The sequence below is a fragment of the Halorientalis litorea genome, from assembly GCF_023028225.1.
Lineage (GTDB): Archaea > Halobacteriota > Halobacteria > Halobacteriales > Haloarculaceae > Halorientalis > Halorientalis litorea.
This window is the reverse complement of sequence record NZ_CP095482.1, coordinates 2,213,315-2,239,336: the sequence shown is the minus strand read 5'-3', so window position 1 is coordinate 2,239,336 and position 26,022 is coordinate 2,213,315. Positions and strand designations below refer to the sequence as shown.

At 66.4% G+C, this 26,022-nt stretch carries 28 protein-coding genes; 15 read left to right on the top strand and 13 right to left on the bottom strand.

Annotated elements, in window-relative coordinates:
- The first annotated feature begins 20 nt into the window (after nt 1-20).
- The gene (locus tag MUG95_RS12035; RefSeq protein ID WP_247008014.1) at nt 21-1,088 is read left to right on the top strand and encodes a glycosyltransferase; all 1,068 of its coding nucleotides are present in this window, start codon (nt 21-23) and stop codon (nt 1,086-1,088) included.
- Here MUG95_RS12035 and folP read toward each other — a convergent pair whose 3' ends face one another.
- Both folP and MUG95_RS12025 read right to left on the bottom strand, forming a co-directional pair.
- Nucleotides 1,089-3,521 (bottom strand): dihydropteroate synthase, encoded by a 2,433-nt coding sequence (folP, locus tag MUG95_RS12030; protein WP_247008012.1) that lies wholly within the window; start codon nt 3,519-3,521, stop codon nt 1,089-1,091.
- An 87-nt stretch (nt 3,522-3,608) separates the two neighbouring features.
- Entirely contained in the window at nt 3,609-4,265 is a 657-nt protein-coding gene (locus MUG95_RS12025; protein WP_247008002.1) for a helix-turn-helix domain-containing protein, read from the bottom strand.
- A 282-nt stretch (nt 4,266-4,547) separates the two neighbouring features.
- On the opposite strand from MUG95_RS12025, the gene MUG95_RS12020 reads away from it, so the two are divergent.
- From MUG95_RS12020 to MUG95_RS11995, 6 genes are all read left to right on the top strand, one after another.
- A complete protein-coding gene (locus MUG95_RS12020; RefSeq protein WP_247008000.1) occupies nt 4,548-5,579 on the top strand; it encodes a ribonucleotide-diphosphate reductase subunit beta in 1,032 nt (343 codons plus the stop codon).
- 2 nt (nt 5,580-5,581) lie between these two features.
- A complete protein-coding gene (locus tag MUG95_RS12015) occupies nt 5,582-5,842 on the top strand; it encodes a hypothetical protein (RefSeq protein ID WP_247007992.1) in 261 nt (86 codons plus the stop codon).
- Entirely contained in the window at nt 5,839-6,186 is a 348-nt protein-coding gene (locus MUG95_RS12010) for a 2Fe-2S iron-sulfur cluster-binding protein (RefSeq protein ID WP_247007990.1), read from the top strand. Before MUG95_RS12015 ends, MUG95_RS12010 begins: the two co-directional genes overlap by 4 nt.
- Before the next feature lie 259 nt (nt 6,187-6,445).
- Nucleotides 6,446-7,177 carry an SCP2 sterol-binding domain-containing protein gene (locus MUG95_RS12005; RefSeq protein ID WP_247007988.1) on the top strand — a complete coding sequence of 244 codons (732 nt, stop codon included), beginning with the start codon at nt 6,446-6,448 and terminating at the stop codon, nt 7,175-7,177.
- A 268-nt stretch (nt 7,178-7,445) separates the two neighbouring features.
- Nucleotides 7,446-8,180 (top strand): SCP2 sterol-binding domain-containing protein, encoded by a 735-nt coding sequence (locus MUG95_RS12000; protein ID WP_247007981.1) that lies wholly within the window; start codon nt 7,446-7,448, stop codon nt 8,178-8,180.
- Between the two features lie 172 nt (nt 8,181-8,352).
- Nucleotides 8,353-8,916: an SCP2 sterol-binding domain-containing protein gene (locus tag MUG95_RS11995; protein WP_247007975.1), complete on the top strand. Its 564-nt coding sequence runs from the start codon at nt 8,353-8,355 to the stop codon at nt 8,914-8,916.
- Nucleotides 8,917-8,956: 40 nt separating this feature from the next.
- On the opposite strand, the gene MUG95_RS11990 is transcribed toward MUG95_RS11995, so the two are convergent.
- Nucleotides 8,957-9,322: a hypothetical protein gene (locus MUG95_RS11990; RefSeq protein WP_247007973.1), complete on the bottom strand. Its 366-nt coding sequence runs from the start codon at nt 9,320-9,322 to the stop codon at nt 8,957-8,959.
- Nucleotides 9,323-9,466: 144 nt separating this feature from the next.
- Between MUG95_RS11990 and MUG95_RS11985 the strand changes: the two genes are divergently transcribed.
- Nucleotides 9,467-10,669, top strand: a complete 1,203-nt coding sequence (locus tag MUG95_RS11985) for an acyl-CoA dehydrogenase family protein (RefSeq protein ID WP_247007972.1) — start codon at nt 9,467-9,469, stop codon at nt 10,667-10,669.
- A 70-nt stretch (nt 10,670-10,739) separates the two neighbouring features.
- Here the strand turns inward: MUG95_RS11985 and purH are convergent, their stop codons facing one another.
- A complete protein-coding gene (gene purH, locus MUG95_RS11980) occupies nt 10,740-12,353 on the bottom strand; it encodes a bifunctional phosphoribosylaminoimidazolecarboxamide formyltransferase/IMP cyclohydrolase (protein WP_247007970.1) in 1,614 nt (537 codons plus the stop codon).
- Between the two features lie 341 nt (nt 12,354-12,694).
- Here purH and purB point away from each other — a divergent pair, with 341 nt between their 5' ends.
- Both purB and MUG95_RS11970 read left to right on the top strand, forming a co-directional pair.
- Complete coding sequence (gene purB, locus MUG95_RS11975) at nt 12,695-14,077, top strand: adenylosuccinate lyase (RefSeq protein WP_247007963.1); 1,383 nt, start codon at nt 12,695-12,697, stop codon at nt 14,075-14,077.
- A 43-nt stretch (nt 14,078-14,120) separates the two neighbouring features.
- Nucleotides 14,121-14,771, top strand: a complete 651-nt coding sequence (locus tag MUG95_RS11970; RefSeq protein ID WP_247007960.1) for a helix-turn-helix domain-containing protein — start codon at nt 14,121-14,123, stop codon at nt 14,769-14,771.
- Here MUG95_RS11970 and MUG95_RS11965 read toward each other — a convergent pair whose 3' ends face one another.
- From MUG95_RS11965 to dapA, 8 genes are all read right to left on the bottom strand, one after another.
- Nucleotides 14,772-15,230: a hypothetical protein gene (locus MUG95_RS11965; RefSeq protein WP_247007951.1), complete on the bottom strand. Its 459-nt coding sequence runs from the start codon at nt 15,228-15,230 to the stop codon at nt 14,772-14,774.
- A 72-nt stretch (nt 15,231-15,302) separates the two neighbouring features.
- Nucleotides 15,303-16,088 carry a sulfite exporter TauE/SafE family protein gene (locus MUG95_RS11960; protein ID WP_247007942.1) on the bottom strand — a complete coding sequence of 262 codons (786 nt, stop codon included), beginning with the start codon at nt 16,086-16,088 and terminating at the stop codon, nt 15,303-15,305.
- 66 nt (nt 16,089-16,154) lie between these two features.
- Nucleotides 16,155-17,279 carry a M20 family metallopeptidase gene (locus tag MUG95_RS11955; protein ID WP_247007940.1) on the bottom strand — a complete coding sequence of 375 codons (1,125 nt, stop codon included), beginning with the start codon at nt 17,277-17,279 and terminating at the stop codon, nt 16,155-16,157.
- Entirely contained in the window at nt 17,279-18,193 is a 915-nt protein-coding gene (gene dapF, locus MUG95_RS11950) for a diaminopimelate epimerase (protein WP_247007937.1), read from the bottom strand. Before dapF ends, MUG95_RS11955 begins: the two co-directional genes overlap by 1 nt.
- Complete coding sequence (lysA, locus tag MUG95_RS11945; protein WP_247007930.1) at nt 18,187-19,422, bottom strand: diaminopimelate decarboxylase; 1,236 nt, start codon at nt 19,420-19,422, stop codon at nt 18,187-18,189. Before lysA ends, dapF begins: the two co-directional genes overlap by 7 nt.
- Complete coding sequence (locus MUG95_RS11940; RefSeq protein ID WP_247007920.1) at nt 19,419-20,267, bottom strand: 2,3,4,5-tetrahydropyridine-2,6-dicarboxylate N-succinyltransferase; 849 nt, start codon at nt 20,265-20,267, stop codon at nt 19,419-19,421. Before MUG95_RS11940 ends, lysA begins: the two co-directional genes overlap by 4 nt.
- Nucleotides 20,268-20,279: 12 nt before the next feature.
- A complete protein-coding gene (gene dapB / locus MUG95_RS11935; protein WP_247007918.1) occupies nt 20,280-21,044 on the bottom strand; it encodes a 4-hydroxy-tetrahydrodipicolinate reductase in 765 nt (254 codons plus the stop codon).
- Entirely contained in the window at nt 21,041-21,961 is a 921-nt protein-coding gene (dapA, locus tag MUG95_RS11930) for a 4-hydroxy-tetrahydrodipicolinate synthase (RefSeq protein ID WP_247007911.1), read from the bottom strand. The genes dapB and dapA overlap by 4 nt, the downstream gene beginning before the upstream one ends.
- 314 nt (nt 21,962-22,275) lie before the next feature.
- Between dapA and MUG95_RS11925 the strand changes: the two genes are divergently transcribed.
- Nucleotides 22,276-22,773, top strand: coding sequence for a LabA-like NYN domain-containing protein (locus MUG95_RS11925; protein ID WP_247007902.1), 498 nt, complete (start codon nt 22,276-22,278; stop codon nt 22,771-22,773).
- Here MUG95_RS11925 and MUG95_RS11920 read toward each other — a convergent pair.
- Complete coding sequence (locus MUG95_RS11920; RefSeq protein ID WP_247007900.1) at nt 22,770-22,952, bottom strand: DUF8178 family membrane protein; 183 nt, start codon at nt 22,950-22,952, stop codon at nt 22,770-22,772. The genes MUG95_RS11925 and MUG95_RS11920 overlap by 4 nt on opposite strands.
- Nucleotides 22,953-23,166: 214 nt before the next feature.
- On the opposite strand from MUG95_RS11920, the gene MUG95_RS11915 reads away from it, so the two are divergent.
- From MUG95_RS11915 to MUG95_RS11900, 4 genes are read left to right on the top strand one after another with little or no spacing between them, the layout of a single operon-like run.
- Nucleotides 23,167-23,634 (top strand): PUA domain-containing protein, encoded by a 468-nt coding sequence (locus tag MUG95_RS11915; RefSeq protein WP_247007898.1) that lies wholly within the window; start codon nt 23,167-23,169, stop codon nt 23,632-23,634.
- Complete coding sequence (locus MUG95_RS11910; RefSeq protein WP_247007891.1) at nt 23,621-24,247, top strand: CPBP family glutamic-type intramembrane protease; 627 nt, start codon at nt 23,621-23,623, stop codon at nt 24,245-24,247. Before MUG95_RS11915 ends, MUG95_RS11910 begins: the two co-directional genes overlap by 14 nt.
- Before the next feature lie 25 nt (nt 24,248-24,272).
- Nucleotides 24,273-25,571 (top strand): hypothetical protein, encoded by a 1,299-nt coding sequence (locus MUG95_RS11905; RefSeq protein WP_247007888.1) that lies wholly within the window; start codon nt 24,273-24,275, stop codon nt 25,569-25,571.
- A gap of 54 nt (nt 25,572-25,625) precedes the next feature.
- A complete protein-coding gene (locus MUG95_RS11900; protein WP_247007886.1) occupies nt 25,626-26,021 on the top strand; it encodes a nascent polypeptide-associated complex protein in 396 nt (131 codons plus the stop codon).
- Nucleotide 26,022 lies beyond the last annotated feature (1 nt).

Sequence of the window (26,022 nt, the reverse complement as noted above, 5' to 3'; positions counted from 1 at the left end):
GGCCGCTCGTCGCCCGGCGTATGCGGGTCGTCTTCGTGACGGAGCAGACGGCGTTCCAGACGCCCACCGAGGGCCGCGAGCGCCTCCGTCGCGTCGCCACGAACCTCGCCGACGTCGGCCACGACGTGACGGTCTACTGCACCAGATTCTGGGACAGCGACGACGAGTTCTTCGTCCACGAGGGTGTCACCTACCGCGCGGTGACGGTCGACCCGGCCCACTCCTCGTTCCTGACGCGGGTGCCCGGCCTGCTCGCACTGGACCGGCCCGACGTGGTCCACGCCACGCCCGAACCGCCCGCACAGGTCGCCGCCGCCCGGACCGGTGCGACGCTCGCCCGCGCGCCGCTCGTCGTCGAGTGGTTCGGCGACGAAAACCTGCCCGACAGCCGCCTCACCCGTCGGGCGGCCAGTTCGCCCGAGATGGTCGTCACCCCCTCCGAACTCGTTCGCACAGTCGTCCGTGAACTCGGGGCCAGCGAGGCGACGACGACGGTCATCCCCGAGAGCATCGACGTGTCGCTGGTCGAGTCGACCGACGCCGCCGAGGGTGCGGACGCCGCGGACGTGGTGTACGCTCGCGAACTTGACGGGGACGCAAACCTCGACTCGCTGTTCCTCGCGCTCGCGGAACTCCGTGACCGCGACTGGGCGGCCACGGTGGTCGGCGACGGCCCCGAGCGGGCGACCTACGAGCGACAAGCGAGCGACCTCCGCATCGACGACCGGGTGACCTTCGCAGGGGACATCGACCGCGAGGAGCGGGTCGCCCTCTACAAGAGCGCGCACACCTTCGTCCAGACGGCCTACCGGGAGAACTTCGCCACCGAACTGCTCTGGGCACTCGCCTGTGGCTGTGTCGGCATCGTCGAGTACCAAGCCGAGTCCAGTGCCCACGAACTCATCGAGACGTACGAGCGGAGTTTCCGCGTCACCGACGACGAGGGCGTCGCCGAGGCCATCGCCGAGGCCGGCCAGTACGACCGCCGGGAGATGGACGAGTCGCTTGCCGAGTACGACCACGAGGCGATACTGGACCAGTATCTCGACGTGTATCGGGACCTGCAGGACGAAGCGGGGCTACTGTAGTTACTCGCCGGTGTCGTCGGCTGCCGCTACGATCCTGACGGCCGCGGCGTTCTCCTTCACGTCGTGGACCCGAACGATGTCGGCACCGCGCTCGGCGGCGAGTGCCGTAGCGGCGACCGTCGCCTGTAGCCGCTCGTCGGGTCCCCGGTCGATTTCGCCGAACATCGACTTGTGGGAGTGGCCGACCAGCACCGGACAGCCGAAGGTGTCGAACTCGCCGACGCGGCCGAGCAACTCGAAGTCCTCGGCGGGGGACTTGCCGAAGCCTAGTCCCGGGTCGACGATTATTTGCTCGCGGTCCAGCCCCGCCTTCTCCGCCAGCAGGACGCGCTCGGTCAGGTCCGCGATGACGTCCTCGACTACGTCGTCGTAGTCGATATCCGTGCCGGGGTCGACGGGCGTCTCGATGCTGTGCATCACCACGACGGGCACGTCGCGTTCGGCGGCGAGCAGTCGCATCTCGGGGTCTTCGAGACCGGACACGTCGTTGAGCACGTCGGCCCCGGCGTCGAGTGCGGCACGAGCGACATCGGCCTTCCGCGTGTCGATGGAAACCGTGGCGTCGAGGTCCGCGATGCGTTCGACGACCGGTACGACGCGGTCGATTTCCTCCTCGACAGACACCGGGTCCGCGCCGGGCCGGGTCGACTCCCCGCCCACGTCGACGATGTCTGCGCCGTCCGCGACCATCTCCATCGCGCGTTCGACGGCGGCCTCGGTAGCGTCGTACTCGCCGCCGTCGTGGAAGCTGTCGGGCGTGACGTTCAAGATGCCCATGACGGCAGTACCATCCTCCCATGGGTAGCCGCGCTCGTCGGACCCGCCCCCTTCGATTCCGAGGGCGTCGCGCACCTCGTCGGCGAACGGCGCGAGGCCGTAGTGTTGGCCCTCCAACTTCCCGGCGAGGCGTTTGAACTGGGCGAGCGTCCCCATCAGCACGGCGTCGACGTTCTCCCGGTCCTGCTGGTTCAACGCCGAGAGGGCACACTCCCCGCCCAGCGACAGCATCTCCTCTTTGAGGTACTGGGCCTGCCGTGGCTGCACGCGGGTCCGGAGCACGCGGTGGACGCCCTTCCCGCGCATCCGCCACGTCCCGGGGTCACCGACGTTGGCGGCTTTCAGCGTCTCGCGACTCTCTTCGAGGGACTCGACGCGCTTGGGGACCATCGGCCGCGTCCACGCCGTTCGGACCTCGGCGACGCAGTATAGCGACCCGGTGACCAGCACGCAGTCGTCCGGCCCGGCGGCGGCCACCGCCGTCTCGTGGGCGTCGGCCACGTCCCCACCAGTTTCCACCGTCGCGTCCGGGTGGACCTCCTCGAACGTCCGGGCGAGGACGCCGGCGGATTCTGCACGGTCCAGTGCCGGGCGAGCGGTCACGACGTGGTCCGGTGTCGGGAGTGCCTCGGCGATGCCGCGGTGGTCCTTGTCACTCATCGTTCCGACGACGAGGTGCAACTGGTCGTACTCGAACGTCGAGAGGGTGTCGGCGAGGGCGCGACAGCCCCCCGGGTTGTGTGCCCCATCGAGGACGACCAGCGGGTCCTGCCCCATCACCTCGAACCGCCCCGGCCAGTGGGCGTTCCGCAGGCCGCGCTCGATGTCGGCGGTGTCGGCGTCCGTGACCTGTCGCGCGAGCGTCGCCGCGACGCCCGCGTTGCGGGCCTGATGCTCGCCGAGCAATGGGAGGTGCGTGTCGACGGCCCACTCGTCGGCCTCGATAGCCACGATTCCTTCGAGGGCTTCGCGGCCGCCGTAGGTGATGGACACGTCGCTGTCGCCGTCGCCGACGGTGAGAACGTCCCCGGCCACTTCCCGAACGGCGTCGAGTGCGTCCCCGGTCGCGCCGGTCACGAGCGGCGTGTCCTCGGGGGCGACGTGGGCCTTGTCGCGGGCGATTTCGGCGACCGAGTCCCCGAGCAGGTCGGTGTGTTCGAGTGCGACGGCCGTGACGGCACTCGCGGCAGGGTCGACGACGCTGGTCGCGTCGTGGCGGCCGCCGATACCCACTTCCAGTACCGCCACGTCCACGTCGGCCCGCCGGAACGCCCACAGCGCGAGGCCGGTCAGCGTCTCGAAGAACGTCGGTGCCTCGCTCGCCGCGGCCCGGTCGGTGACGTACGGCCGGACCGTCTCGACGTACTCGGTCAGTGCCCCTTCGGTGAGCGTCCGGCCGTTGATGCGGACGCGTTCGCGCACGTCGTCGAGGTGTGGCGAGGTGTACAGCCCCACGTCGAGGCCGGCCTCCCGGAGCACGCGTTCGGTCATGCGGGCCGTGCTGCCCTTGCCGTTCGAGCCGGCAATCTGCACGCAGCGGTACGTCTCCTGTGGGTCGTCGAGGTGGGCGAGGAGGTCCTGCGTCGCCTCGACGCCCGGTCGTGGCGGGTACCGTCGTAAATCGAAGAGGAAGTTCGCCGCCTCGTGGAACTCCATACTGCCCACGAGCGGAGGGGCGCGCTTTAGAGTGTCGGACTCCGGTATCTCGGCCGGTGAGAAAACGCAGGGGGCCGCGACAGCGACCTACGGCGTGCCCAGTTCCGAGACGATACGGGACTCTATCTTGCGGAGGTGTTCGCCGACGGTGCTGGTCGAGCAGTCCAGTTCGGCCGCGATGTCCTCGTTGGTCGCCTGCCGGGGAATCTCGTAGTACCCTTTCTCGACGGCGACACTGAGAACCTCCTGCTGTCGGTCGGTCAACAGGGAGTTCACGTCGACTCTGCCGACGTTCCGTCCTTCGGCCTCTTCGAGCGACACCTCGATGCTCTCCGGGCGGTCCATCGCCGCCTCGCGGATGTTGTCGACGTTCCCGGCGACACTCATGTGGAGGCCGCCGTCGTCGTCGATTTCGATGGGCGGGTCGATGATGAGGTCGTACTCCGCCATGAGGTGGATGAGGGCCGCGATGACGGTGTCACGGGCGAGGTGGACGTGCGCACGGAGGCCGTCGCCCTCGATTCGGAACACGTCGTACGAGAGCGCGCTCGGTTCGTCGTCGAGGAGGGCTTCGAGGTCGGCCGCGTCGCCGGTAATGTGGTACAGCAGGACACAGGTGCCATCGGCCATCAGGTCGAAGTGCTGGGCTGCGTGGCGTTCGAGCGTCGGATGTTCGACGATGGCTTGGTCGATCGGATTGTATGTGCCGTCCTCGGCCCGAAGGACGACATCGAACTCCTGCATACCCGTTCGTTCTCCGTGAGCCGTGAAAAATTAACCGGCACGATGTGGAAAGACGCGGGTGAACTGTCGCGCGCGGCAGTTCGCCGACGTCCAGAATGAGGACGGAATCACTCGTTTTGAGGTATCTGAAGCCGGAAATGTACACTCTCAGGTCGAGCGGGAGTGCGAATGCGGTTCCGTTCTCGGAGTAAAACGGCCGGAATACTGGGGGACGATGACATAAACCCCCTCACATGGTGGGAGATATTTGTATTGAGAAACCGTACGTTCGGAAGTACGTCTATGTGCGCCAGTGCTAATCCAGTTCCGACGGGGCGAATCGACAGCGATAGCATATACTACGAGTTGTACCAGAAGTCCATCGAACTCGGGACGTGGGACGCGAACAAACTCGTGGAGAAAGTCGGGTTCGAGGAGGACAAGGAAGTGTGGGACTCGCTCGAAGAAGACGAGAAAGAGCAGTGGGCGCGGCTCATCTCGTACTTCATCGACGGCGAGCAGGCGGTGGCCGCGGACGCCCGCCGTATCATGAAGTCGGTGTCCTCGCCGCACTTCGACCGCTCGCTCGAAAAGGAGATGTTCGCGTCGGCCTTGGCAGTCGAAGAGGCAAAGCACACGCAGTTTTTCGACCTGTACATCACGAACGTGATGGAGGACAAGTTCCCACAGTACAAAATCGACAACCGTCGGGGCGGCATCCAGATTCCCCGGACGGAAGCCTGTGGGGCAGGCGAGATGTTCGAGCGGCAGGGAACGCTCCAAGCACAGGCCGCCCACGGCGGGAACCCCGCCGACATCGCCCGAGCGGCGACGAACTACCACATCGGCGTCGAAGGCATCCTCGCACGCGGTGGGTACTACCTGAAGAACAACATGATGCAGGAGTCGCCGCTGCCGCTCCTCAACAAGGGCTTCCAGTTCATCAGCACCGACGAGGGCCGACACATCACCTTCGGCCTCGAAGTCCTGCAGGAACTCATCGAGAAGGAACGCGAAGGGGTTCCGGAGTATCAGGGCGTCCAGAAGGCCATCTGGGACCAAGCCGTCGAGGACATCGGCTACATCGTCGACACGGCGTACTTCGTCACCAACGACGTCGGTGACCCGCTGAACGCGGATTTCGACGGCGTCATCAACCGGGGCTCGAACCTCGCCGGAGATATGCTGTTCAACACGCTCGAACTCGAAGGCGCGAGTGCCCGGGACTTCGCGATGGCCGCGTCCGACGCGGTGAACGAGGCAGAGGGCAGCACCTACGACGACGTCATCGACGAGTACGAACACATCTACTCCCAGCGGATGGCAGGTGACTGACGATGTCACGGCTCACCGAGATGGACGGCGACGGTTTCGAGGCCTCCGAAGAGGAGATAGAGCAAGCAGTCGAGGAGACGGCCGACGACCTCGGCATGGACCCGGAGAAGGTTCACGAGGAAGTCGCGTACATCCTCGACTCCGGGTCGGGCACGGTCAACAACGAAGGGGTCGGCGGGGCGGCCGCCGGCGCGAACGAAGACACGGAAGACGACCCGCGTCTCGAAGCCCTCGAAGTGTACAAGTTCAGACAAGAGATATGAGCGGGGCGGCGGAGGCAGGCGACGACGAGGAAGACGTCCACGACGTCGAACTCCTCCACGACGGCGAAACAGTATCACTGTCCGTCCCCGAGGACGAGTACATCCTCGACGCCGCCGAAGAGGCGGGGTACGACCTCCCGTACTCCTGTCGGCAGGGGCAATGCACCTCCTGTGTCGGGACGATAGTCGATGGCGACGTCGACCAGAGCGAAGGAACAGCACTGGACCCGATGCAGCAAGACGACGGGTTCGCGCTCCTGTGCATCGCCTATCCGAAGTCGGACTGCCGTATCGAGACGGACACGCAGAACGACATGTTCGGCATGGACGACGACATCTTGTAACTCGTCTATCACGTCCTCGACGCTGTTTCTCCGCTCGCAGCGGTTGTACTGCTCGGTCTGTATCGGGTTGCCGTCTGGTGATTTTACCGACTAGTCGAACGAATCAGCGTGACTTTTCGGCACGTGTCGCACGGCTGTATATAAATCCACCCGCATATGTGGGAGAACAACTATCATACGAGGGCGTCATCACACGGTGTCCATCAGCGAGTGGGTGTGTGACAGATCACGCATCCGCTCACTCGATGAGGGATTCACTATGAGCGCGACACAGGAACAACACGACATCGACGAGTATTTCCCGACGACAGCATGGCTCCAACGGTATCAGGTAGCACTCGACGAGGACGAGGAACTCAGCGACGTCGCCGAAGGGTGGGGCGTCGGCTGGAACGGCGACTTCGTCTTCGAGATTACTGACCTGCCGCTCGAAGAGACGACGGTCGGTGACCTCCCCGAGGAACTCTGGTCGGCACTCGAAGAGGCGATTACGCAACTGCCGGACGACACCCTCGAAACGATTATCGAAGACGCACCCGAGGAGGTGCAGGACAACATCGACGAGCGTGACGGCTCCTTGCAGGAGCGTGCCGTCGCGGAACTGAAAGAGACCAGCGTCGCCGAGGCTCCCGAGAAGGTCTGGTCCGGGATGCGGAACATCATGCCCGAGGTCATGGACGACCTGCTGGACGAACTCGAAGAGAACATCACCGACGACGGGACCGTCTACGCGTGGATCGGTCTCGAAGACGGCGGCTGTTACGAAGTCGCCACGCTCGACAGTCTCGACGAACGGGACGCCGGGTTCGTCCTCACCGGCAGTTACGACCAGTGGGAGAAACTGGTGAGCGGTGACCTCGGCCCCGTCGACGGCATCATGTCCGGCGAACTCGAACTTGACGGCGACATGCAGAAAATCCTCCAGTACACGGACTCGGCCATCCGGATGACCGACGTGTCGAGCGAACTCGACAAGCAGTTCCTTCTCTGAGCGGCCACCGACTTCGAGCCACACCGTTTCTTTTGGAGCGAACCCACAGAGCGGTGCGACCAGCGAGCAGGGCCATGCCGACCGTGCCCCGGGTCGTTCGACCGACCGTATAAATTAGGGTTGTTTATACTAGCGTTGATAAACAACCGCAAATGAGAGGGGGACCACAAATGTGAGAGGAGAAATAGATATGCGTAGCCCGTGGGACGGGCGTGGGGGTGGCTGGCCGCGGCCCATCCGAGATGGTCCGTCCGATGGGGTGATACCAATGAGTACCCAGCAACAGACGCAGTTCGAACTGAACGAGTACTTCCCGACGACAGCGTGGCTCGACCGGTACCAGGACGCACTCAACGAGGACGAGGAGTTCATCGAGATGAGTACCGGGTGGGCGTCGAGTTGGAACGGCGACTTCGTGTTCGAGATTCTCGACCTCCCCGTCGCGAACCACCAAGTGCAGGACTTGCCCGAGGAGTTGTGGACCGCGTTCGAGGACGGCATCACGCAGCTTCCGGAAGATACCCTCCGTTCGATTATCGACCAAGCACCCGAGGACATTCAGGAGAACATCGAGGCCCGGAGTGGGACGCTTCACGAGCGTGCGGTGGCCGAGATGCTCGAAACCGAAGTCGTCGAGGCTCCCGAGAAGGTCTGGCCGGGGCTGATGAACGTCATGCCGGACGTGCTGAAGGAACTGATGGACCAACTCGAGGAGAACGTGACCGACGACGCGAACGTGTACGCGTGGATCGGCCTCGAAGACGGCGGCTGTTACGAGACGGACACCCTCCTGAGTCTCGACGAGCGTGACAAGGGCTTCATCCTCAGTGCCGACTACGAGCAGTGGGTCGCACTCGTCACCGGCGAACTCGACGTGGTGGAGGGCATCATGTCCGGCGAGCTCGAACTCAAAGGCGACATGCAGAAAATCCTCCAGTACTCCGACGCGGCCATCAAGATGACCGACGTGGCGGCCGACCTAGACAAGCGGTTCCTCTTCTGAGAGGGACCCCTGTTTTTCCGGGAGAGGGCGTTTACCGCTGAATATCGACACCCAGCCGAAATAGTACATAAACCCACCTCACATCCGACGGGACACCCTCACGGAGGTACCGAGGGTACAGATGGGTACCCATCGGCCCGTGCGATAGTGTGCCGATGGACACGAGTTACCCATGTCCGACGACATCATTCAGCGCATCGAAGAATCGGTCAACAAGGACGAAGAACAGCTGAAGGCGGACCTGCCGGGTCTCCTCGACGACATCGAGGGCAAGGAGCAGGAACTCATCGAGGAGAACCCCGACACGTTCGCGGAAGTCATCGGCCGGATGTCCGACATCGACATCGCCGACTTCTACGCCGACGAGCCCGAGGCAGCCGACCAGTTCCAGGACCTGCTCTGGGCGGGCGTCAACTCCCTCGTCGAGAACAACCCCGAGATTCAGGACGCCATCGGCGCGAACATCACGGCCAACTTCGAGGCCAACGACTGCGCGATGGAGGGCCACCTCGACGTGAACGCCGACGACCAGACGGTCGAAGGCGGTGCGGGGCAGGTTTCGGACGCCGACCTGACACTGAGCGGGCCGGCCGGCGTGCTGACGAGCCTCATCACCGGCGGCACCGACCCCGTGCAGGGATTCATGCAGCAGGAGTACGAACTCGACGGCTCCGTGCAGAAGGGGACCCAGCTCGCCTCCGTCATGGGCGAGATTACGGACAACGTCCCGAACTAACGCTTCGAGTCACGTGCCACGCGGCGAGCGTGTGGGGTCACTACGCGTCGCCGGTCGCCGCTCTTTCGTCCCGAACCCGTTCGACCACCAGTCGCATCAGGGCCAGTACCGTCATTCCGACCAGCGGTGCGATTCGTGGGCCGTCGTACTCCCACGTCCGCGGGCGTGCGGCGGCGGACACTTCGTCGCTGTCCGAGTCAGTTCCACGCCCGAGGAGATAGCGGGCGAACAGTCCGAGTCCAGTCAGCACTGTCCCGGCGACAGTCAGCCCCGTCGCGACGCGCCGGAGCGTCACCCTGTCGGGGACAGTCGGTGTCGGAGCCGACGGCACGTCGGGTGTGTCGGGAAGTCGCTCACCGACCTGTTCGCGAACGTCGTCCGGACGCGGGAGTGGCGGGCGTCGCATACTCGCCCCTACGACGGCCCCCGTCATATCCGTTGATACTTAAATAGTAAAAACGTCCCTCGGATGTGATGGGATAGGGATTCGGAGAGCGTGTCCCTGTGTATGTATAACGTCCGTGGAGTATTGCGGACGGGTGGCTATCACATGGAATTCAACGACATGCACGAGATGTTCCGGGACTCGCTCCGGGACTACCTCGAGGACGAAATCGCACCGGACGTCGACGAACTCGACCAGCAGGAGATGACCAAAGACGAGGCACTCGGCTACCTGCGTGACCTCCGAGAGCTCGGTATCGGGTTCGACCCGGAGACGGCACAGGACTACTTCGGTGACCTCCGCTTCTACGCCATCGGCTCGGAGGAAATCAGCCGTGTCTGGCCCAGCCTCAACGTCATGCTGAACATGTCCTTCCCGGCGATGTTCGCCAACTGGGCCTCCGATGCGACGCAGGACGCGCTGGGTGACCGTCTAGACAAGGGCGAAGCCATCGGCGCGCTCGGCGTGACCGAACCCGGCTCCGGCAGTCACTCCTCCAAGCCCAACACCGTCGCCAAGAAGGACGGCGACGAGTACGTCATCAACGGGGAGAAGACGTGGGTGTCCAACGCCCAAATCTGTGACCTCGCGATGGTCGTCGCGTGGGACGAGGAAAACGAGATGTCGGACATGTTCATCATCGACCAGGAGAACTCCCCGTTCGACACGCGCAAACTCGACAAGCTCGGGTGGAAAGGGTCGCCCACGGGCCAGATGTTCTTCGACGACGTGCGCGTGCCCGAGGACAACAAGCTCTCGAACGCCATCCGCAACCTCATCCTCGAACACGGCGACATCGGCGAGGCACTGCCGTTCCCGAACGAGATGGTGGACCTGTTCCTCGAACACAAGCCGCTCAACGCCATCTTCTCGTTCATGCGGACCGGCATGGCCGCGATGGCAGTCGGCATCCAGCAGGCCGCCTACGAGGACGCACTGGAGTACACCACCGACCGCGAGACGTTCGGCCAGCCTATCGGTCAGCACCAGATGATTCAGGACCGCCTCTACCAGATGAAGGCCAACGTCGAGACTTCGCGCCTCCTGACCCACCACGCCGTCGACAAACTGGCCGAGGCAAGCGACGAGTCCCGGATGTACTCCTCGCTCGCCAAGGGCTACGCCTGCGACAAGTCCGTCGAAGTCGCGCGTGACGCCCTCGAAATCTACGGCGGGAACGGGCTCTCGACCGACTACCCGCTGGAGCGGTACTACCGCGACGCCCAGACCATGACCATCCCCGACGGCACCGAGGAGATCCAGAAACTCATCGTCGGCTACGAACTCACCGACCTGCCGGCGTACTGACGACGAACGCTTTTTCGGTTTCTGCCCGACGCCACAGCGTCGGATACAATCAGCAACGGGCGACGACCGGTCAGTCGTGGCGGAACGCGCGACTGCCGGTGAACACCATCGCCATGTCGTGGTCGTCGGCGGCGGCGATGACGTCCTCGTCGTTGACCGACCCGCCGGGCTGGACGACTGCCTCGATGCCCGCGTCGGCGGCCTCCTCGATGCCGTCCGGGAACGGGAAAAAGGCGTCCGAGGCCATCACGGCACCCTCGGCACTCTTGCCCTCGGCGTCCCGGTCGGCTTTCATCTTCGCGATTTCGACGGCGTCGACCCGGGACACTTGTCCGGCACCGACGCCGACCGTCTCGGTTCCGTCGGCGAACAGGATGGCGTTGGACTTGACGTGTTTGATGGTCTGCCACGCGAACAGCATCGACTCGATTTGCTCGTCGGTCGGTTCGCGTTCTGTGACGACTTCCAACTCCTCACGCGTCGGGGCCTGGTCGTCACGTTCCTGCACGAGTGTTCCGCCGACGAGGTCTTTCTCGGTGAGGGGTTCGGTCGGGTCGTACTTGTCGGCCACGTCCAGCACGCGGAGGTTCTCCTTCTCGAACAGCGTCTCCAGCGCGTCGTCGGTGTAGCCGGGCGCGACGACGACTTCCTTGAAGGAGTCGATAATCTGTTCGGCGGTGGCGGCGTCACACTCGCGGTTGAGCGCGACGATGCCCCCGAAGGCACTTTTCGCGTCCGTCGAGAGCGCGTCGGCGTAGGCGTCGGCGAGCGTCTCGGCGGTCGCACAGCCTGCGGGGTTGGTGTGCTTGATGACCGCGGCGGCGGGGCGGTCGAACTCCTTGACGAGGTTCAACGCCGCGTCGGTGTCGTTGTAGTTGTTGTAAGACATCCCCTTCGCGCCCTCGTTCAACTGATCGGCGTGGACGACGCTCGCCTCCTCGCAGGTGGTGTCGGCGTAGAGCGCGGCGTCCTGATGGGGGTTCTCCCCGTATCGCAGGTCGGCGTGGCGTTCCTCGCTCGTGAGGCGACGCTCGGGGAACTGCCCGCCGTCGTCGTCGGCGACGGAGACGCGGTTGGCGTCCCAGTCGATGTCGACCCTTCCCTCGGCGAACCACCGGACTGCCCGCGGGTAGGCTTTCATCTCCCCCTGCTGGCGGACGCGGTCCGTGAGGTCCTCGCGGGTGTCGCCCTCGTAGACGGGGATGGGTTCCTGCGTGACGACGGGGCCGCCGTCGATTTCGTCCTCGACGAGCGACCCGTCCTCGGCGACGGCGTTGGTGACCGCGTGGACGGTACAGCCGACGACATCGACGCCGTAGTCGAGAGCGTCACCCCACGCGTCGGTTCCGGGGAACGCCGGGAGAAGCGACGGGTGGACGTTCAGCGTCGTGGGCATCGGGTCGAGGAACGTCTCCGAGAGGACGCGCATGTAGCCGTCGAGACAGACCAACTCGAAGTCGTAGTCTTCGAGTACCGCGACGACGCGTGCCTCGTGGTCGCGGCGGCTCTCGCCCTCCTCTCTGACGACGGTTTCGGTCGGGATGCCACGCTTTGCTGCTTTCTCGACGACCGGCGCGTCCGCCGAGTTCGTGAGGACGACGGACAACTCCGCACCGCCCGGTGCGAGGTCGTGGATGTTCATCAGGTTGCGGCCGCGGTTGCTGGCCATGCCCGCTACGTTCATATCCGAACGGGGGCGGGCCGCGCGCAAAGTCGTTGCGGAACCCGTCGCTCCGCGGGTAAAAACGGGAGAGAGGTGGGGGGTGGGGTGGGGAGGGGTGACATCGCTTGGGGTTGTAGCGTCACCCCCGTTTTTCGAAAGCGATCCAATTGTTATCACTGTTTTCAAATCGCGACAACAGATTTACATTGTTTCGTTTCCGTCGGGGCGGAACGAAGCGGGCGTGGTAGGCGTCAGGAGTACGCTGCGCGTACGGTGCTGTGACGCGCCGCCGTTCGAGCGGTGCGGTGTGAGTCGCCTGCCCCTTCGACACCCCTTTTACTCGCCTGTGCCCACGGACGGGTATGACCGAGCGCACTCCACTCACCGCGGTGTCGCCCCTCGACGGGCGGTACGCGCGGTACACCGAACCGCTCGTCCCGTACGCGAGCGAGCAGGCACTGATGCGTGCCCGCGTCCGCGTCGAGGTCGAGTACCTCGTCGCGCTGGCAGACCTCGACGCGACGCCGCTCGAACTCGGGGCCGACCACCGCGCCCACCTCCGGCGTCTCTACGAGGAGTTCGACGCCGCGGACGCCGACATCGTCAAACAGCTCGAAACCACGGGCTGGCAGGGCTACGCGGCGACCAACCACGACGTGAAGGCCGTCGAGTACTTCGTCCGCGAACACTTGCCCGACGGCGTCGACGCGAGCCAGTGGATTCACTTCGGCCTGACCAGCGAGGACGTGAACAACCTCGCCCACCGTCTTCTCGTCGAACCTGCCGTCCGCGAGGTACTGGTGCCCGCGCTCCGGGACGTGCGCGACGCGCTGGTCGAGATGGCCCACGAGTACCGGGACCGCTCGATGCTGGCGCGGACCCACGGCCAGCCGGCGACGCCGACGACGTTCGGCAAGGAGATGGCCGTCTACGCGTCCCGTCTCGGGCGGGCACTGGGTCGCATCGAGGACGCCGCCGACGGCCTCGCCGGCAAACTCGCCGGAGCCTCCGGCACCTACGCCGCCCACCACGCCGCCTACCCGGAGGTCGATTGGCCGGCCTTCGCCGAGGCGTTCGTCACCGACCTCGGTCTCGACCACGAACCGCTGACCACGCAGGTCAACCACTGTGACGACCTCGAAGCACTGTTCGACGCGCTCCGCGGCGCGAACAACGTCCTCCTCGATTTGGACCGCGACGCGTGGCTGTACGTCTCGGACCGCTACCTCGGCCAGGAGGCCGCGGCCGGCGAAACCGGGTCCTCGACGATGCCACACAAAGTCAACCCGATAGACTTCGAGAACAGCGAGGGGAACCTCTCGAAGGCGAACGCCGATTTGGTCTTCCTCGGGGACTACGTGACCACCTCGCGCCTCCAACGTGACCTCTCGGACTCGACGGTCAAACGCAACATCGGGGCGGCACTCGCCCACTGTCTCATCGGCTACCGGAAGTGTGAGACGGGGCTCGGCAAGGTAGTTCCAAACGAGCAGGTGATGGCCGAGGAGTTGGCGGCGACACCGGCAGTCATCGGCGAGGCAGTCCAGACGATTCTGCGGCGTGAAGGGCACGACGACGCCTACGAGCGGGTCAAGGACCTGACGCGAGGACAGGAGGTGACGCTCGCCGACTTCCGTGACCTGTTCGCCGACTTGGAGGTGTCCGAGGCGGTGCGCGAAGAGTTAAACTCACTGACACCAGCCGCATACGTCGGCGTCGCGGCCGACCTGAGCGACCGACAGTAGGCGTCCAAACGGCTTATAGCCCTCCGGGGCGATTGGTGAGAGCATGCGATACGTAGAGGGACTGCTGACACCGGAACGTGGGTGGTTTCACCCCATCGAGCGGCGCATCCAACAGGCTCCCGGTATCAAAAACGAGCGGATTCTGCAGATGGAACTGCTGGAGGACGGAACAGTCACGACGATGTACGAGATGAGCGGCGACCGCGACATCATCGAGTTCGCCGCCGAGCACATCCCCGAACTTATCACCTACCAGATTTCGTCGATGGACGACCGCATCCTCACGTTCGCGCACGTCGAGTCCAACGAGATGCTCACCGGACTGCTCGAGCTCCCCCACCAGTATCAAATCGTCCCCGACTTCCCCATCGAGTTCGCCGGGAACGGTTCGATTCGCATGACTATCGTGGGCGACGAGGAGCAAATCCGGGAGTCGATGTCGGCCGTCCCGGAGGGCATCTCTGTCGAGTTGGAGAAACTCGGCGACTACGCGCCCGAGAACGAACGTCTCCTCTCCCGGTTGACCGACCGACAGCGCGAAGTCGCGGAAATCGCCGTCGATATGGGGTACTACGACACGCCGCGGAAGGTCACCTACGACGACATCGCCGAGGAAGTCGACGTGGCACCCGGCACCGTCGGTGAGATACTCAGAAAAGTCGAATCGCGGCTGTTGAACGCTCTGTTCCGGTAGTTACCGCCGCAGTCCCGACCCCGGTCCCACGTCCTCGACCAGTTCCTGCCAGTGGTTGATGCCCCAGTAGCCGAGGCCAGTCCCGATGAGGCCCGCGGCGAGGAAGTACAGCAAGAACTGTGAGGCGACCACTTGCTGTGGGTTCCGCACCGCGTAGACGATGCCCTCACTGCCGAGCGTGATGGCGACGAACGTCCCGAGCGCGGTCACACCCGCGAGGACGATGATGGTCGGCCCGTCGTAGCCCTGTGCCTCCAACAGGAGGATGGTCCCGACGAACGCCGCCGCCATCGCCAGCACGTATCCCGGGAGCCGGACGCTGATATCCGCGACCTGTCCCGAGACGATGGCGACGACACCGACGAAACTCGCAGTCAGGACGAGCGTACAGATGGCGACGAGCGCGCCCGCGCGACCCACCGCCTCCACGTCGAACTGGTTCCGGTTTGCAGTTGCCATACTTCTCGTTGCGGAACCCGCCGACTAAAGCGTTATCGCGGCGTCTGACGGAGGTCTGACGGATTCCGTCGGTTAGCCAACCAGTGCCGTCCCCCCGTTCCAAACGAGCGTCCCGCCGATGACGGCGAGCAGGAGGTACACCACGAGTTCCTGCACGCGCCGAGGGACAGCCGAACGGAGACGACGACCGAGCGCGACACCCACGAGGCCCGGGAGGGCGGCGGCAACCGACAGCGCGAGGACTGCAGGCGAAGCGTAGAGTCCGAACACCCACGCCGCGCCGACCCGGACGATACCGATACCCAAGAACACCATGGCGACGACGCCGACGAACGTCGACCGGTCGAGCGAGAGCGTCCGCAGGTAGGCGACCACCTGCACGCCGACGTTCGAGGCACCGAACACGATACCCGAGAGGAAACCGAGCAGCCCCTTTCTCGCGTGCGTCTCGACGACGCAGAACTCGTCGACCCGCGACGTACCGGGGAGGGCGAACCACGGCTGTGTCGCGGCGACGTACCCGAGCGTGAACACGCCGAGTGCGACGGTCAGCGGCGCGGTCTGTACCTGTGCGAGGGCGGCCATCCCGAGGACGGTGCCGACGGCCCCCGCCGCGACGTACGCCCAGAACCGACGCGCGCAGGCGGTGAATCCTGCCCGGTCGAGTTCGAACACGAGCGAGACATTGGCGGCGAGAATCGGGACGATGACCACGACGATGGCCGTCCGCGGGTCGAGCAGAGAGGCGAGCGTCGCCGTCGCGACGATGGCGTAGCCGAACCCGGTGACGCCGGTGACCAGTCCCCCGGCGAACACGGCACCGAAGACGACCAAGAGTGTCGAACCGTCAGGGACCACGGGCTGTCTGGGGGTTGACTCGTACATAAGTGTACCCCGGGCGTGCGCCGGGTGAGGGAGAGGGTGTTACGAGAGCAGGGACTCGACGGCACCGGTCACGATGTCGCCCGCACGCTCGATTTGTGACCGGCGGACGTACTCGCGTTCGGCGTGGGCGACGGCCCCAGCCTCGTCGGCGAGGACACCCGGCCCGAACACGACTGTCGGGGCGTCGGCCGCGAAGTACGACGCCTCTGTCGCGGCCCCGAACGGGCGAACATTCCCCGCACCCGCCCCCAGCAGTGCCTGCACCACGTCGCTGTCGGCGGGCGTGGCGAACGCCTCCAGAAACGGCGTCTCGCGCTCGGTGTAGGCGAAGGAGAGCGACATCGAGTCGGGAAGCCAGCCGTCGAGGTGGGCCTCGAACTGCTCGGCGAACCCCTGTTGTGTCTCCGGCGGGACGCTCCGGCGGTCGACTGTAATCCGACACGCTGCGGGTATCTGGTTGGTCGCCTCGCCGCCCTCGATGACCGTGGGTTCCAGCGTCGGCCGCCCCAACGCGTCGTGTTCCGGCGGGCCGACCGTCTCGTCGTAGGACTCGATGGCCTGCAGGACGGGCGCGGCCGCCCGAATCGCGTTCGCGCCGCTCCCGGGTTCGGCGGCGTGGGCCGCGACGCCCTCGATGGTGACCGTCCCCTCGAAGCGACCCTTGGCGGCGGTACAGGCATCGAGGCCGGTCGGTTCGCCCACGATGTAGCCGTCCGCGGCGAGCGAGAGGGCGGCCGCCCCCGTCGAGTACACCTCCTCGTCGGGTGTGACGGCCAGCGTCAACCGCCCGCGGTCGACGTCCGCGTCGAAGAACGCGGCCAGCAGTGCGGCCAGCGGTCCCTTCGCGTCGCAGGCTCCCCGGCCACACACCACGTCACCGCCGTCCTGTCCGGCGGTGTCACTCGGTCCAGCCTCGACGCCGGGCGGGGACGCCCTGCGCTCGTGGGGGACGTGCGGTGGGACGGTGTCGATGTGTGTGTTCAACACGAGATGCGGCCCGTCGCCGTCGCCCTCGCGGACGGCGAGGGTGTTGCCCGCGTCGTCCACGCGCGGGTCGGCCCCGTGGTCGGCGAGCGTCTCGACGAGTAGCTCGCGCATCGCAGTCACGTCCTCGTGGGAGGGCGTCCGAACGGCGCGCTCGTGAAAGGAGAGCGTCTCGAACATTACTGGCTGGTGCCGTCGAGGACGACCTCGAACGTCTCGGGGCCGGTGACGGTCACCTCGCCGGTGTACTCCTTCTCGACGGGACCCTGCAACAGGGCGTCGCCGTCGGTCAGTTCCACGACGAGGCGACCGCCCGGCGGGTGGACCGGGACGCGCTCGCCGCGTTCGACCGTCCCGAGGCGTTCGGCGGCGGCGACGATGGCGACGGCACCAGTGCCACAGGAGTCGGTTTCGGCCTCGACACCGCGCTCGAAGGTCCGTTGGTCGAACCCGGTCCGGGCCGGGTCTGCGTCGGGGTCGTCCGGCGACCCGTCGCCGCGGAGTGCGGCGACGTTGACGTTCGCCCCCTCCGGGAACACGTCGGCGTCCCGGACGGGTGGCGCGACGGTCTCCATGTCGATGTCGGTCACGTCGTCGACGAACGCGACAGCGTGGGGGACGCCCGTGTTGACCGCCGTCACCGTCAGGCCCTCGACCTCCTGTTCGACGAGCGGGTCTTCGGTGGCGACGGGGACGCCCGCCGGGTCGAAGACCGGTTCACCCATCTCGATTGTCACGCCCTGCTCGCCGATGGTCGCACGGCGCGTGCCGGACTGGGTGTCTATCATCACCTCGTCGGTCCCCGTGCGGGCGGCGACCCACGCGGCCGCACACCGCGCGCCGTTCCCGCACATCGCCGCGACGCTCCCGTCCGGTTGGACGAGCGTCATCACGACACGCGGGGGTGAGTACTCGGTCTCCAGTGCCAGAAAGAGGACGCCGTCGGCCCCCCGCTTTCGGGCGTTCGGGTGCGAGAGGCCCGTCTCGCGGTCACAGAGGTCGGCGGCGAACGCCCGGCGGTTGGGAACGCGTTCGCTCGCATCGACGATGATGAAGTCGTTGCCGGTGCCGTGGTACTTCTCTACGTTTACCATCGTTCTAGCTCCGTGATGTCGTCGAGTCGCTCGCGTCGGACCGCCACGCTGTCGTTCTCTCCTTCGAGGGCAACGACGGCGGGCCGCGGTCGTGAGTTGTACTGGCTCGCCATCTCGTAGCCGTACGCACCGGCGTTGCCGACCGCGAGCAGGTCGTCCCGTTCGGGTGCCGGTAGCGAGCGGCCCGTCCCGAATACGTCCGCCGTCTCGCAGACGGGGCCGGCGACCGTGGCAGTGACTGCCTCCCGGTCGTCGCCGTCCGGCGCGAGCGACCGTATCTCGTGGTAGGAGTCGTACAGGGCCGGACGGATAAGTGTCGTCATGCCGGCGTCGACGCCCACGACGGTCGTCTCGGGTGTCGGCTTGACCGTGTTGACCCGTGTCAGGAGGACGCCCGCGTCGGCTACGAAGTACCGACCCGGTTCGAGCCCGAGCGTCGCGTCGGCGTCGCCGAAGGCCTCACGCGTCGTCGCCGCGACCGCCCGCAGGTCGAGGGGGGCCTCGTCCTCCCGGTAGGGGACGCCGAGGCCGCCGCCGACGTTGACGAAGTCGAGGGGGGTCGTGTCGGCAATCACGTCTCGGGCGAGGTCCCCCATCCGGGCGACGAGTTCGCGGTGGGCGGCGAGGTCGTCGCCGGAGATGCCGCTCCCGGCGTGGGCGTGGAGGCCCACGAGTTCGAAACCGCGGCCGACGGCCTCGCGGGCGAGGTCCGGCGCGCGGTCGTAGGGCACACCGAACTTCGGGTCCGCGCCGGTCGCGACCTTCTCGTGATGGCCCGCACCGACACCGGGGTTGACCCGGATGCAGAGACGGCCGTCGTAGCCACGGTCCGCGAGTCGGTCGAGCGTGTCGGTCGCGCCGACGGTCACCACGAGGTCGGCGTCGGCCTCGTCCACCACGAAATCGAGGTCCCGGTCGGGCGGGTTGACTGCCGTGTACCGTACGTCCGCCCCGTCGAATCCGGCGTCGAGCGCGCGCTTGACTTCCCCGGCCGAGGCACACTCCGCACCGACGCCAGCGTCACGGAGCGTCTCCAAGACGGAGCGGGTCGTGTTGGCCTTGACCGCGTAGGACAGGTCCTCGAACTCGAAGGCAGACTGGAGGCGCGCGGCGTTCTCGCGGACGCGGTCGAGGTCGACGAGATACAGCGGCGTCCCGTACTCGCTCGCCAGTCCGCGCAGTCGCTCGGCGTCCCACTCGGACAGCCGACGGACTGCGGGCGAAGTCATTCTCTGAGCGCGTCTTCGCGCTCCGTGGCTTCGAGGGTTTCGGTCTCGATGTCGGTCGCCACGACGGCGGGCTTGTACGCGCCGCCGTCGATGAGGTCGTGGTCGCTCACCGAGGACTCGACGTAGCGAGCGAACGCCCGCCGCTCGGCGGGCAGTTCGCCGTACAGGATTTCCTCCTCGACGAGGTCGTAGACCGGAATGCGCGGCGTCAGCAGCGTGTTCTCGCCGACGACGGAGTTCTCGCCGACGACGAACCCGGAGGTGACGCGACAGCCGGCACCGAGCGACACGCCGTCCTCGACGATGACCGGGTTGTCCTCGACCGGTTCGAGGACGCCACCGATTAGCGTGTTCGCGCCGAGTTTGACGTTCGCGCCGATTTGGGCACAGGACCCCACGGTGTCACAGGAGTCGACCAAGGTGCCGTCGCCGACGTACGCACCGATGTTCACGAACGAGGGACTCATCATGATGGCGTCGCTACCCACGTAGGCACCGCGTCGAATGACGGTGCCGTCGGGCGTGTTCCGGGACCCGCGCTCGCCGATGTCGGCCGTCTCGCGCAGGGGGAGTACGTCGTGGTAGGCCACGCCGCCGTGTTCGCGGGCCTCGATGCCTCGGAGGCCGAAGTTGAGCAGGATGCCCTGCTTGACCCACTCGTTGACCGTCCAGCGGTCCCGAACGGTATCGCCGGAGCCGTCGGGTTCGGCCGCGCGAGCGTCGCCGGCTTCGAGGGCGGAGAGGAACGCGTCGAGCGTCTCGGCGTCGTCGCTGGTCGCCTCTTCGGCAGTCAGGCCGTCGTCGTAGCGGTGCCAGAGGTCGGTAACGTCGGATTGCAGGCTCATGGATTTACGTGCTCACGCGTCCCCGATAACGTCCCCGAATTCGTAGCGGCCGGCCTCACGGTCGGCGAGCCACGCCGCCGCGTCGAGCGCGCCAGCGGCGAAGACACCGCGGTCCTCGGCGCGGTGGGACAGCGACAGCACCTCGTCGTTGCCCGCGGCGACGAGTTCGTGTTCGCCCCGGATATCGCCCGCTCGGCGTGCGAACACGGCGATTTCGTCGTCTTCGCGGGGCGCGTGTCCCTCGCGGCCGTAGACCGGTTCCACGTCGCGGTGGTCCTGCACCGTTTCGAGGATGGTCTTGGCCGTGCCGGAGGGCGCGTCGACCTTGCCGTTGTGGTGTGTCTCCAGCAGTTCGAGGTCGTAGTCGGGGACGGCCGCCAGTGCTTCCTCGATGGCTCCGAGCAGGGCGTGGACGCCTCGGGCGAAGTTGCTGGCCCGCAATAGCGGGATAGATTCGCTGGCGGCGTCGAGCGTCGTCGACTGGTCGTCGGTCAGCCCGGTCGTGCCGGTGACGAACGCGACGCCAGCCTCGGCGCAGGCCTCGGCGTACCGGACGGTAGCGTCGGGGCCGGTGAAGTCGACGACTGCGTCGGGGTCGTACTCCCCGAGCAGGGCCTCGAAGTCGGCGGCCGGCCGGAGCGGGACGCCGTGGTCGTCGTCGGCGTCGAGGCCACGGTTGACCGCGAAGGCCACCGCCACGTCCGCGCGCTCGGCGGCCGTCTCCAGCACCGCTTGGCCCATCCGACCGGTCGCGCCAGTTACGCCCACCGTCGTCATCGTTCGGCCTCGGCGGGTTCGGGCCGGGGCTGTTCGTTGAGGGCGGCGAGGACCGCACGGAGGCGGTCGAGGTTCTTCTCGCCCATCCGGGAGAGCGGCGACCGCATCCGCGCGGAGTCGTAGTGGCCGCGGATGGCCATCGCCTCCTTGATGGGAATTGGGTTGGTAACCATGAACAGCGCGCGGAACAGCGGCCCGAGTTCGTGATGGAGGGCGCGGGCGCGCTCGTAGTCGCCCGAGAGGGCGGCACCGACCATCGCGCAGGTCCGCTCGGGTTCGACGTTGGCCGAGACGCTGATACAGCCACTCCCGCCCGTCGAGATGATTGGCAGGGTCATCCCGTCGTCGCCCGAGAGAACGGCGAAGTTTTCCTCGCGTGTGCGCTCGATGACCTCGCTAATGCGGTTCATGTCGCCGCTTGCGGCCTTGTAGCCGACGACGTTCTCGTGGTCGGCGAGGTTGACGGCCGTCTCGACGGCGATGTTCCGGCCCGTGCGCGAGGGGACGTTGTAGATAATCTGCGGGAGGTCAACCGCGTCGGCGACCTGCCGGAAGTGGTGTTCCATGCCGGCCGGTTCGGGCTTGTTGTAGTACGGCGAGATGAGCAACAAACCGTCCGCGCCCGCGTCGGCGGACCGGCGGGAGAGGTCCAGTGCCTCGCGGGTGTTGTTGGACCCGGACCCGGCGATGACGGGCACGTCGTCGACGGCGTCGGCGACGGCTTCGATGACCTCGATGTGTTCGTCGTGGGTGAGCGTCGCGCTCTCGCCGGTGGTGCCCATCGGCACGAGACCGTCGACGCCCGCGCGTTCGAGGTACTGGGCGTGGTCGCGGAGTGTCTCGAAGTCGATGCTCTCGTCCTCGTGGAACGGCGTGGTCATCGCGGGGAACACGCCGGTGAAGGTGTCGTGTGTCATGCTGGTGTGAGTGTTGTGGGGTTGGTGGACGCGCGAACCGACGACAGCGGCCCGCGACGGGATGCTACGCCCGCCGTGAGCCTACTGTGCGCGTTTCGGTTTCGCAACTGCACCCCGAAAACGGACCGTGCCACACCGGCGGCTGACGGGTCGCCCAGCGCGCTCGGCCGTGGCCGGTAACATACCTCCTACCCCGACACGAGACGACTTAGAAGTTTCGAGACGGCCGCCGGCGTGCGAGCGTCCCGCAGAGGCGGCTTCGACGGCGCGCGTGGCTCCCATCGTTTATAAACCACCACTCGTAACAGAGTGGCATGACGGACGTACATCCGGGACAGCGCGTGGCGATGCTCGCCGACGCGCAGAACCTCTATCACACCGCCCGGAGTCTCTACACGCGCAATATCGACTACGCGTCGCTACTCGAAGAAGGGGTCCGCGGCCGACAGTTGACCCGAGCCATCGCCTACGTCATCAGAGCCAACGCCGAGGACGAGGAGAGTTTCTTCGAGGCACTGGTCGACATCGGTTTCGAGGCGAAGACGAAAGACATCAAGACGTTCGGTGACGGGTCGAAGAAGGCCGACTGGGACGTGGGGATGAGTTTGGACGCCGTGTCGCTCGCCCCCCACGTCGACACCGTCGTCCTGTGTACCGGCGACGGCGACTTCTCACGGCTCTGTCGCCACCTGAAACACGAGGGTTGTAAGGTCGAGGTAATGGCCTTCCGGGAGTCGACTGCCGAAGAACTCGTGGCCGCGGCTGACGAGTTCCTGGACCTGAGCGAACGAGAGGATACGTTCCTCCTCTAGACGGGCCGGCGGTCTTCGGAGGTACCGACCAGCAACGCGCCAGCCGCCAGCCCCAGTGCTGCGAGCGTCGCGGCGAACACCGGAACGCCCGCGCCGAGTTGCCCCGCTGCGAGGATGAGCGCGCTACTCACCACGAGAAGGACCGCACCGAGCATCACCTTTCGCTTGTCTGTTGCCATGTAGTGACGCTATCAGCTAATACGGCATAAATCCCGCTAAACGACTTCAGTACGCCATTATAGTTTATGTAGAATGTGAGACGCCCTCTCTCCCGAGTCACCGGCCGGCCGCGCCAGTTCGTGGTGCGGGCAAGCCCTCCCGTTGGTCGGTACTGTCGCGTCTGCGCCCGTGTGAAGACAGGTGTTTAGTCGCTGGGCCGGTTACACCAGGGTAATGGACCGAAACGAGCGGCGGACCCTCCAGCGCGTGGCCGACTACCAGTTCGGCGCGGGTGCCGGTGGGGCACTGTTTCCCGCCGACGGGGAGTTAGCGGTGTACCGGACGAGTTCCGGTCGCCCACAGCAGGTGGTCGCCGACGACGGGCGACTGGTCACCTACGGCGTCGACGGACGGTTTACCCTCGGCGTGGCCGGTGCCAGACGGCTCCGGACGGCACTCGACTCCTCGGCGTACCGGGTGGTGGTTGGCGACGAGAGCGAACCGTACGTCCGCGAGGGCCGCAACACCTTCGCGAAGTTCGTCCAGCAGGCCGACCCGGCGGTGCGGCCCGGCGACGAGGTTCTCGTGGAACACGCCGGTGGCGACCTCCTCGCCGTCGGCCGCGCCGAACTCGCCGGGGCGGACATGGCCGACTTCGACACCGGGATGGCCGTGTTCGTCCGGCACGGTGTCACTGGCTGAGATGTGGGAACTGCTCGTCTTCGTCGCGCTGGTCGTGGTGCCCGTCCTCGCCAGCATCAAGCAGGTCCCGGCCCGACTCCGTGACCTGCGGGCGGGCATCCGGGGCGTCGTCTACGTCCCCGTCGTCCTCACGGTGCTGTTCACCGTGGCGGCGGCCGCACTCGTCCTCGCGGAGTACGTCCCACCGCTCCAGTGGGGGTGGCTCGGGACGAACGTCGTCGTCGCCCCGCTGGCTGACCTCGCGCCCGCCCCGGAGGGCGCGCCCGGCGGGACGGGGGCCGGGAGCGGCGGCACGTTCCTCGGTCCGACGCTGACGCTCGCGCTCTTTCTCCCCTTCATCCTGCTCGCCTTCCTCGTGTTCAACTGGTACGAGGAGGCGTACTACCGCGGGTCGCTCCGGGACGTTGGAATTTGGGCCGTCCTCCACCTCGTCATGGGCATCCCGATATTCGCCGTCATCCCCATCTTCGCGGCCGGACTGGTCTACAAGTGGATATACGACCGCCGCGGCCTGCGGGCGGCCTACACGGCACACCTCGGGACGAACGTCGCCCTGCTCTCGGTACTCGTGTTGACCATCGTCCTCGCGCCGACGGGAACCGGCGCGGTTTAGTAGCGCGACGGCGAGGCATCCGACGATGAACGGACCCGCAGTCGTCCGGTCGCTCGACCGGGGGCAGGTCGGGCTCGTGGTCGCGGCCGCCGCGCTCCTCGGCGTCACCGTGGTGTTCGGTGTCAGCGCGGCGACGGCCCCGGCCGACCGCCTCGGCAACGACACCGCGAACGGGACGCTCGTGGGCATCCACGGCGGCGGCGTCGGCCTCCACGAGGACGGGAGCGTCCGCCTGCTCGACGGCGAGGGGCGGACGGTGTACGACATCGCGAACGCCGACAGTTACTTCGAGGTGTACCGGATGGACGACGGGCGCGTTCTCGCCTCGTTCATGAACGGCGACGCCGAGAACTGCGGGCCGTACCCGGCACCGTGTGCGCGGACGGGCTTTCGCATACTCGACCCGGAGGCCGAGGACCCGATAGCCTTCGAGTACACCTACCCCGTGCGGACCGAGAAGAACAGCGAGACGCACGACGCCGAGTTGCTCCCGTCCGGGGAGTTTCTGGTGACCGACATGGAACACGAGCGGGTGTTCACCGTGTGGCGCAACGGCACCGTCTCGTGGATGTGGAACGCAAGCGAGATGTACGACGCGCCGCCGGACCCCACGCGAACCGACTGGCTCCACATCAACGACGTGGACCGTCTCGCCGAGGACCGGTATCTGGTGAGTGTCCGTAACGCCAACCAACTCGTCGTCGTCGAACGCGGCGAAGGCGTCGTCGACGTCGTCAACGAGGACGGGGACCCGAACCTGTTCCGCCACCAGCACAATCCCCAGTGGCTCGGCCCGAACGCCATCCTCGTGGCCGACAGCGGCAACAACCGCATCGTAGAACTCCACCGGGACGGCCCCGACGCCGACTGGGAAATCGTGTGGGAACTCGGCGGCGCGAACGACCGCGGGTTCGCGTGGCCGCGCGACGCCGACCGTCTCGCGAACGGGAACACGCTGATTACCGACTCCGGGAACGGCCGCCTCGTCGAGGTGAACGCGTCCGGAGCCGTCGTCTGGAGTTACACGCTCTCGCTGAACCCCTACGAGGCCAAGCGGCTACCCGAGGGGGAGACGGTCGGCGGACCACGGTACGGTGACACAGCCAACGTGACACAGAGTGCGGCGGCCGACGGCGGCGACGGCGTCCCCGTCCTCTCGGCGACGTTCACCGCACTCAGAAGCGGGTACCCACTCCCGCTCTGGGTGACTCAGTGGCACCTGCTCGCCGCAGTCCTCGGCTGCCTGCTGGCCGTCGGCGGCGGCGCGGTGTGGGGCGTCGAGCGGGTCCGTGACGCCCGTGGACGGCGCGCCGACAGCCTGTGAGCGCGCCCGCGGGCGGTCGTCAGTGTTTTTTGTACGGCCCGCGACCGGACGAGTATGTTCGGAGGAGGCGGTGGTTTCGACCCGCGGAAGATGCAACAGATGATGGACCAGTTCGGTATCGACATCGACGAACTCGACGTCGAGGAAGTCGTCATCCGAACCACGGAGGAGGACCTCGTGTTCCACGAGGCCGAGGCCCAGCGCATGAACGCGCAGGGGCAGGAGACCTACATGGTGATGGGGTCCCCCGAGAGCGTGCCCCACGGCGAGGGCGGTTCGGGCGACGTGGCCGACAGTGGTGGCGACAGCGGCGACGACGGCGCGAGCGCGATTCCCGACGCCGACGTGGAAATCGTCGCCAACCGCGCCGGCGTCTCCGAGGACGACGCCCGCAACGCACTCGACGCGACGGACGGTGACCTCGCGGCCGCCGTCGAGCGGTTGGAGTAAC

What these genes read in the sequence shown, in the direction of transcription:
- MUG95_RS12035 (WP_247008014.1), top strand. Translation starts at nt 21, where the DNA reads ATGCGGGTCGTCTTCGTGACGGAGCAGACGGCGTTCCAGACGCCCACC.
- folP (WP_247008012.1), bottom strand. Translation starts at nt 3,521, where the DNA reads ATGGAGTTCCACGAGGCGGCGAACTTCCTCTTCGATTTACGACGGTAC.
- MUG95_RS12025 (WP_247008002.1), bottom strand. Translation starts at nt 4,265, where the DNA reads ATGCAGGAGTTCGATGTCGTCCTTCGGGCCGAGGACGGCACATACAAT.
- MUG95_RS12020 (WP_247008000.1), top strand. Translation starts at nt 4,548, where the DNA reads ATGTGCGCCAGTGCTAATCCAGTTCCGACGGGGCGAATCGACAGCGAT.
- MUG95_RS12015 (WP_247007992.1), top strand. Translation starts at nt 5,582, where the DNA reads ATGTCACGGCTCACCGAGATGGACGGCGACGGTTTCGAGGCCTCCGAA.
- MUG95_RS12010 (WP_247007990.1), top strand. Translation starts at nt 5,839, where the DNA reads ATGAGCGGGGCGGCGGAGGCAGGCGACGACGAGGAAGACGTCCACGAC.
- MUG95_RS12005 (WP_247007988.1), top strand. Translation starts at nt 6,446, where the DNA reads ATGAGCGCGACACAGGAACAACACGACATCGACGAGTATTTCCCGACG.
- MUG95_RS12000 (WP_247007981.1), top strand. Translation starts at nt 7,446, where the DNA reads ATGAGTACCCAGCAACAGACGCAGTTCGAACTGAACGAGTACTTCCCG.
- MUG95_RS11995 (WP_247007975.1), top strand. Translation starts at nt 8,353, where the DNA reads ATGTCCGACGACATCATTCAGCGCATCGAAGAATCGGTCAACAAGGAC.
- MUG95_RS11990 (WP_247007973.1), bottom strand. Translation starts at nt 9,322, where the DNA reads ATGCGACGCCCGCCACTCCCGCGTCCGGACGACGTTCGCGAACAGGTC.
- MUG95_RS11985 (WP_247007972.1), top strand. Translation starts at nt 9,467, where the DNA reads ATGGAATTCAACGACATGCACGAGATGTTCCGGGACTCGCTCCGGGAC.
- purH (WP_247007970.1), bottom strand. Translation starts at nt 12,353, where the DNA reads ATGAACGTAGCGGGCATGGCCAGCAACCGCGGCCGCAACCTGATGAAC.
- purB (WP_247007963.1), top strand. Translation starts at nt 12,695, where the DNA reads ATGACCGAGCGCACTCCACTCACCGCGGTGTCGCCCCTCGACGGGCGG.
- MUG95_RS11970 (WP_247007960.1), top strand. Translation starts at nt 14,121, where the DNA reads ATGCGATACGTAGAGGGACTGCTGACACCGGAACGTGGGTGGTTTCAC.
- MUG95_RS11965 (WP_247007951.1), bottom strand. Translation starts at nt 15,230, where the DNA reads ATGGCAACTGCAAACCGGAACCAGTTCGACGTGGAGGCGGTGGGTCGC.
- MUG95_RS11955 (WP_247007940.1), bottom strand. Translation starts at nt 17,279, where the DNA reads ATGTTCGAGACGCTCTCCTTTCACGAGCGCGCCGTTCGGACGCCCTCC.
- dapF (WP_247007937.1), bottom strand. Translation starts at nt 18,193, where the DNA reads ATGGTAAACGTAGAGAAGTACCACGGCACCGGCAACGACTTCATCATC.
- lysA (WP_247007930.1), bottom strand. Translation starts at nt 19,422, where the DNA reads ATGACTTCGCCCGCAGTCCGTCGGCTGTCCGAGTGGGACGCCGAGCGA.
- MUG95_RS11940 (WP_247007920.1), bottom strand. Translation starts at nt 20,267, where the DNA reads ATGAGCCTGCAATCCGACGTTACCGACCTCTGGCACCGCTACGACGAC.
- dapB (WP_247007918.1), bottom strand. Translation starts at nt 21,044, where the DNA reads ATGACGACGGTGGGCGTAACTGGCGCGACCGGTCGGATGGGCCAAGCG.
- dapA (WP_247007911.1), bottom strand. Translation starts at nt 21,961, where the DNA reads ATGACACACGACACCTTCACCGGCGTGTTCCCCGCGATGACCACGCCG.
- MUG95_RS11925 (WP_247007902.1), top strand. Translation starts at nt 22,276, where the DNA reads ATGACGGACGTACATCCGGGACAGCGCGTGGCGATGCTCGCCGACGCG.
- MUG95_RS11920 (WP_247007900.1), bottom strand. Translation starts at nt 22,952, where the DNA reads ATGGCAACAGACAAGCGAAAGGTGATGCTCGGTGCGGTCCTTCTCGTG.
- MUG95_RS11915 (WP_247007898.1), top strand. Translation starts at nt 23,167, where the DNA reads ATGGACCGAAACGAGCGGCGGACCCTCCAGCGCGTGGCCGACTACCAG.
- MUG95_RS11905 (WP_247007888.1), top strand. Translation starts at nt 24,273, where the DNA reads ATGAACGGACCCGCAGTCGTCCGGTCGCTCGACCGGGGGCAGGTCGGG.
- MUG95_RS11900 (WP_247007886.1), top strand. Translation starts at nt 25,626, where the DNA reads ATGTTCGGAGGAGGCGGTGGTTTCGACCCGCGGAAGATGCAACAGATG.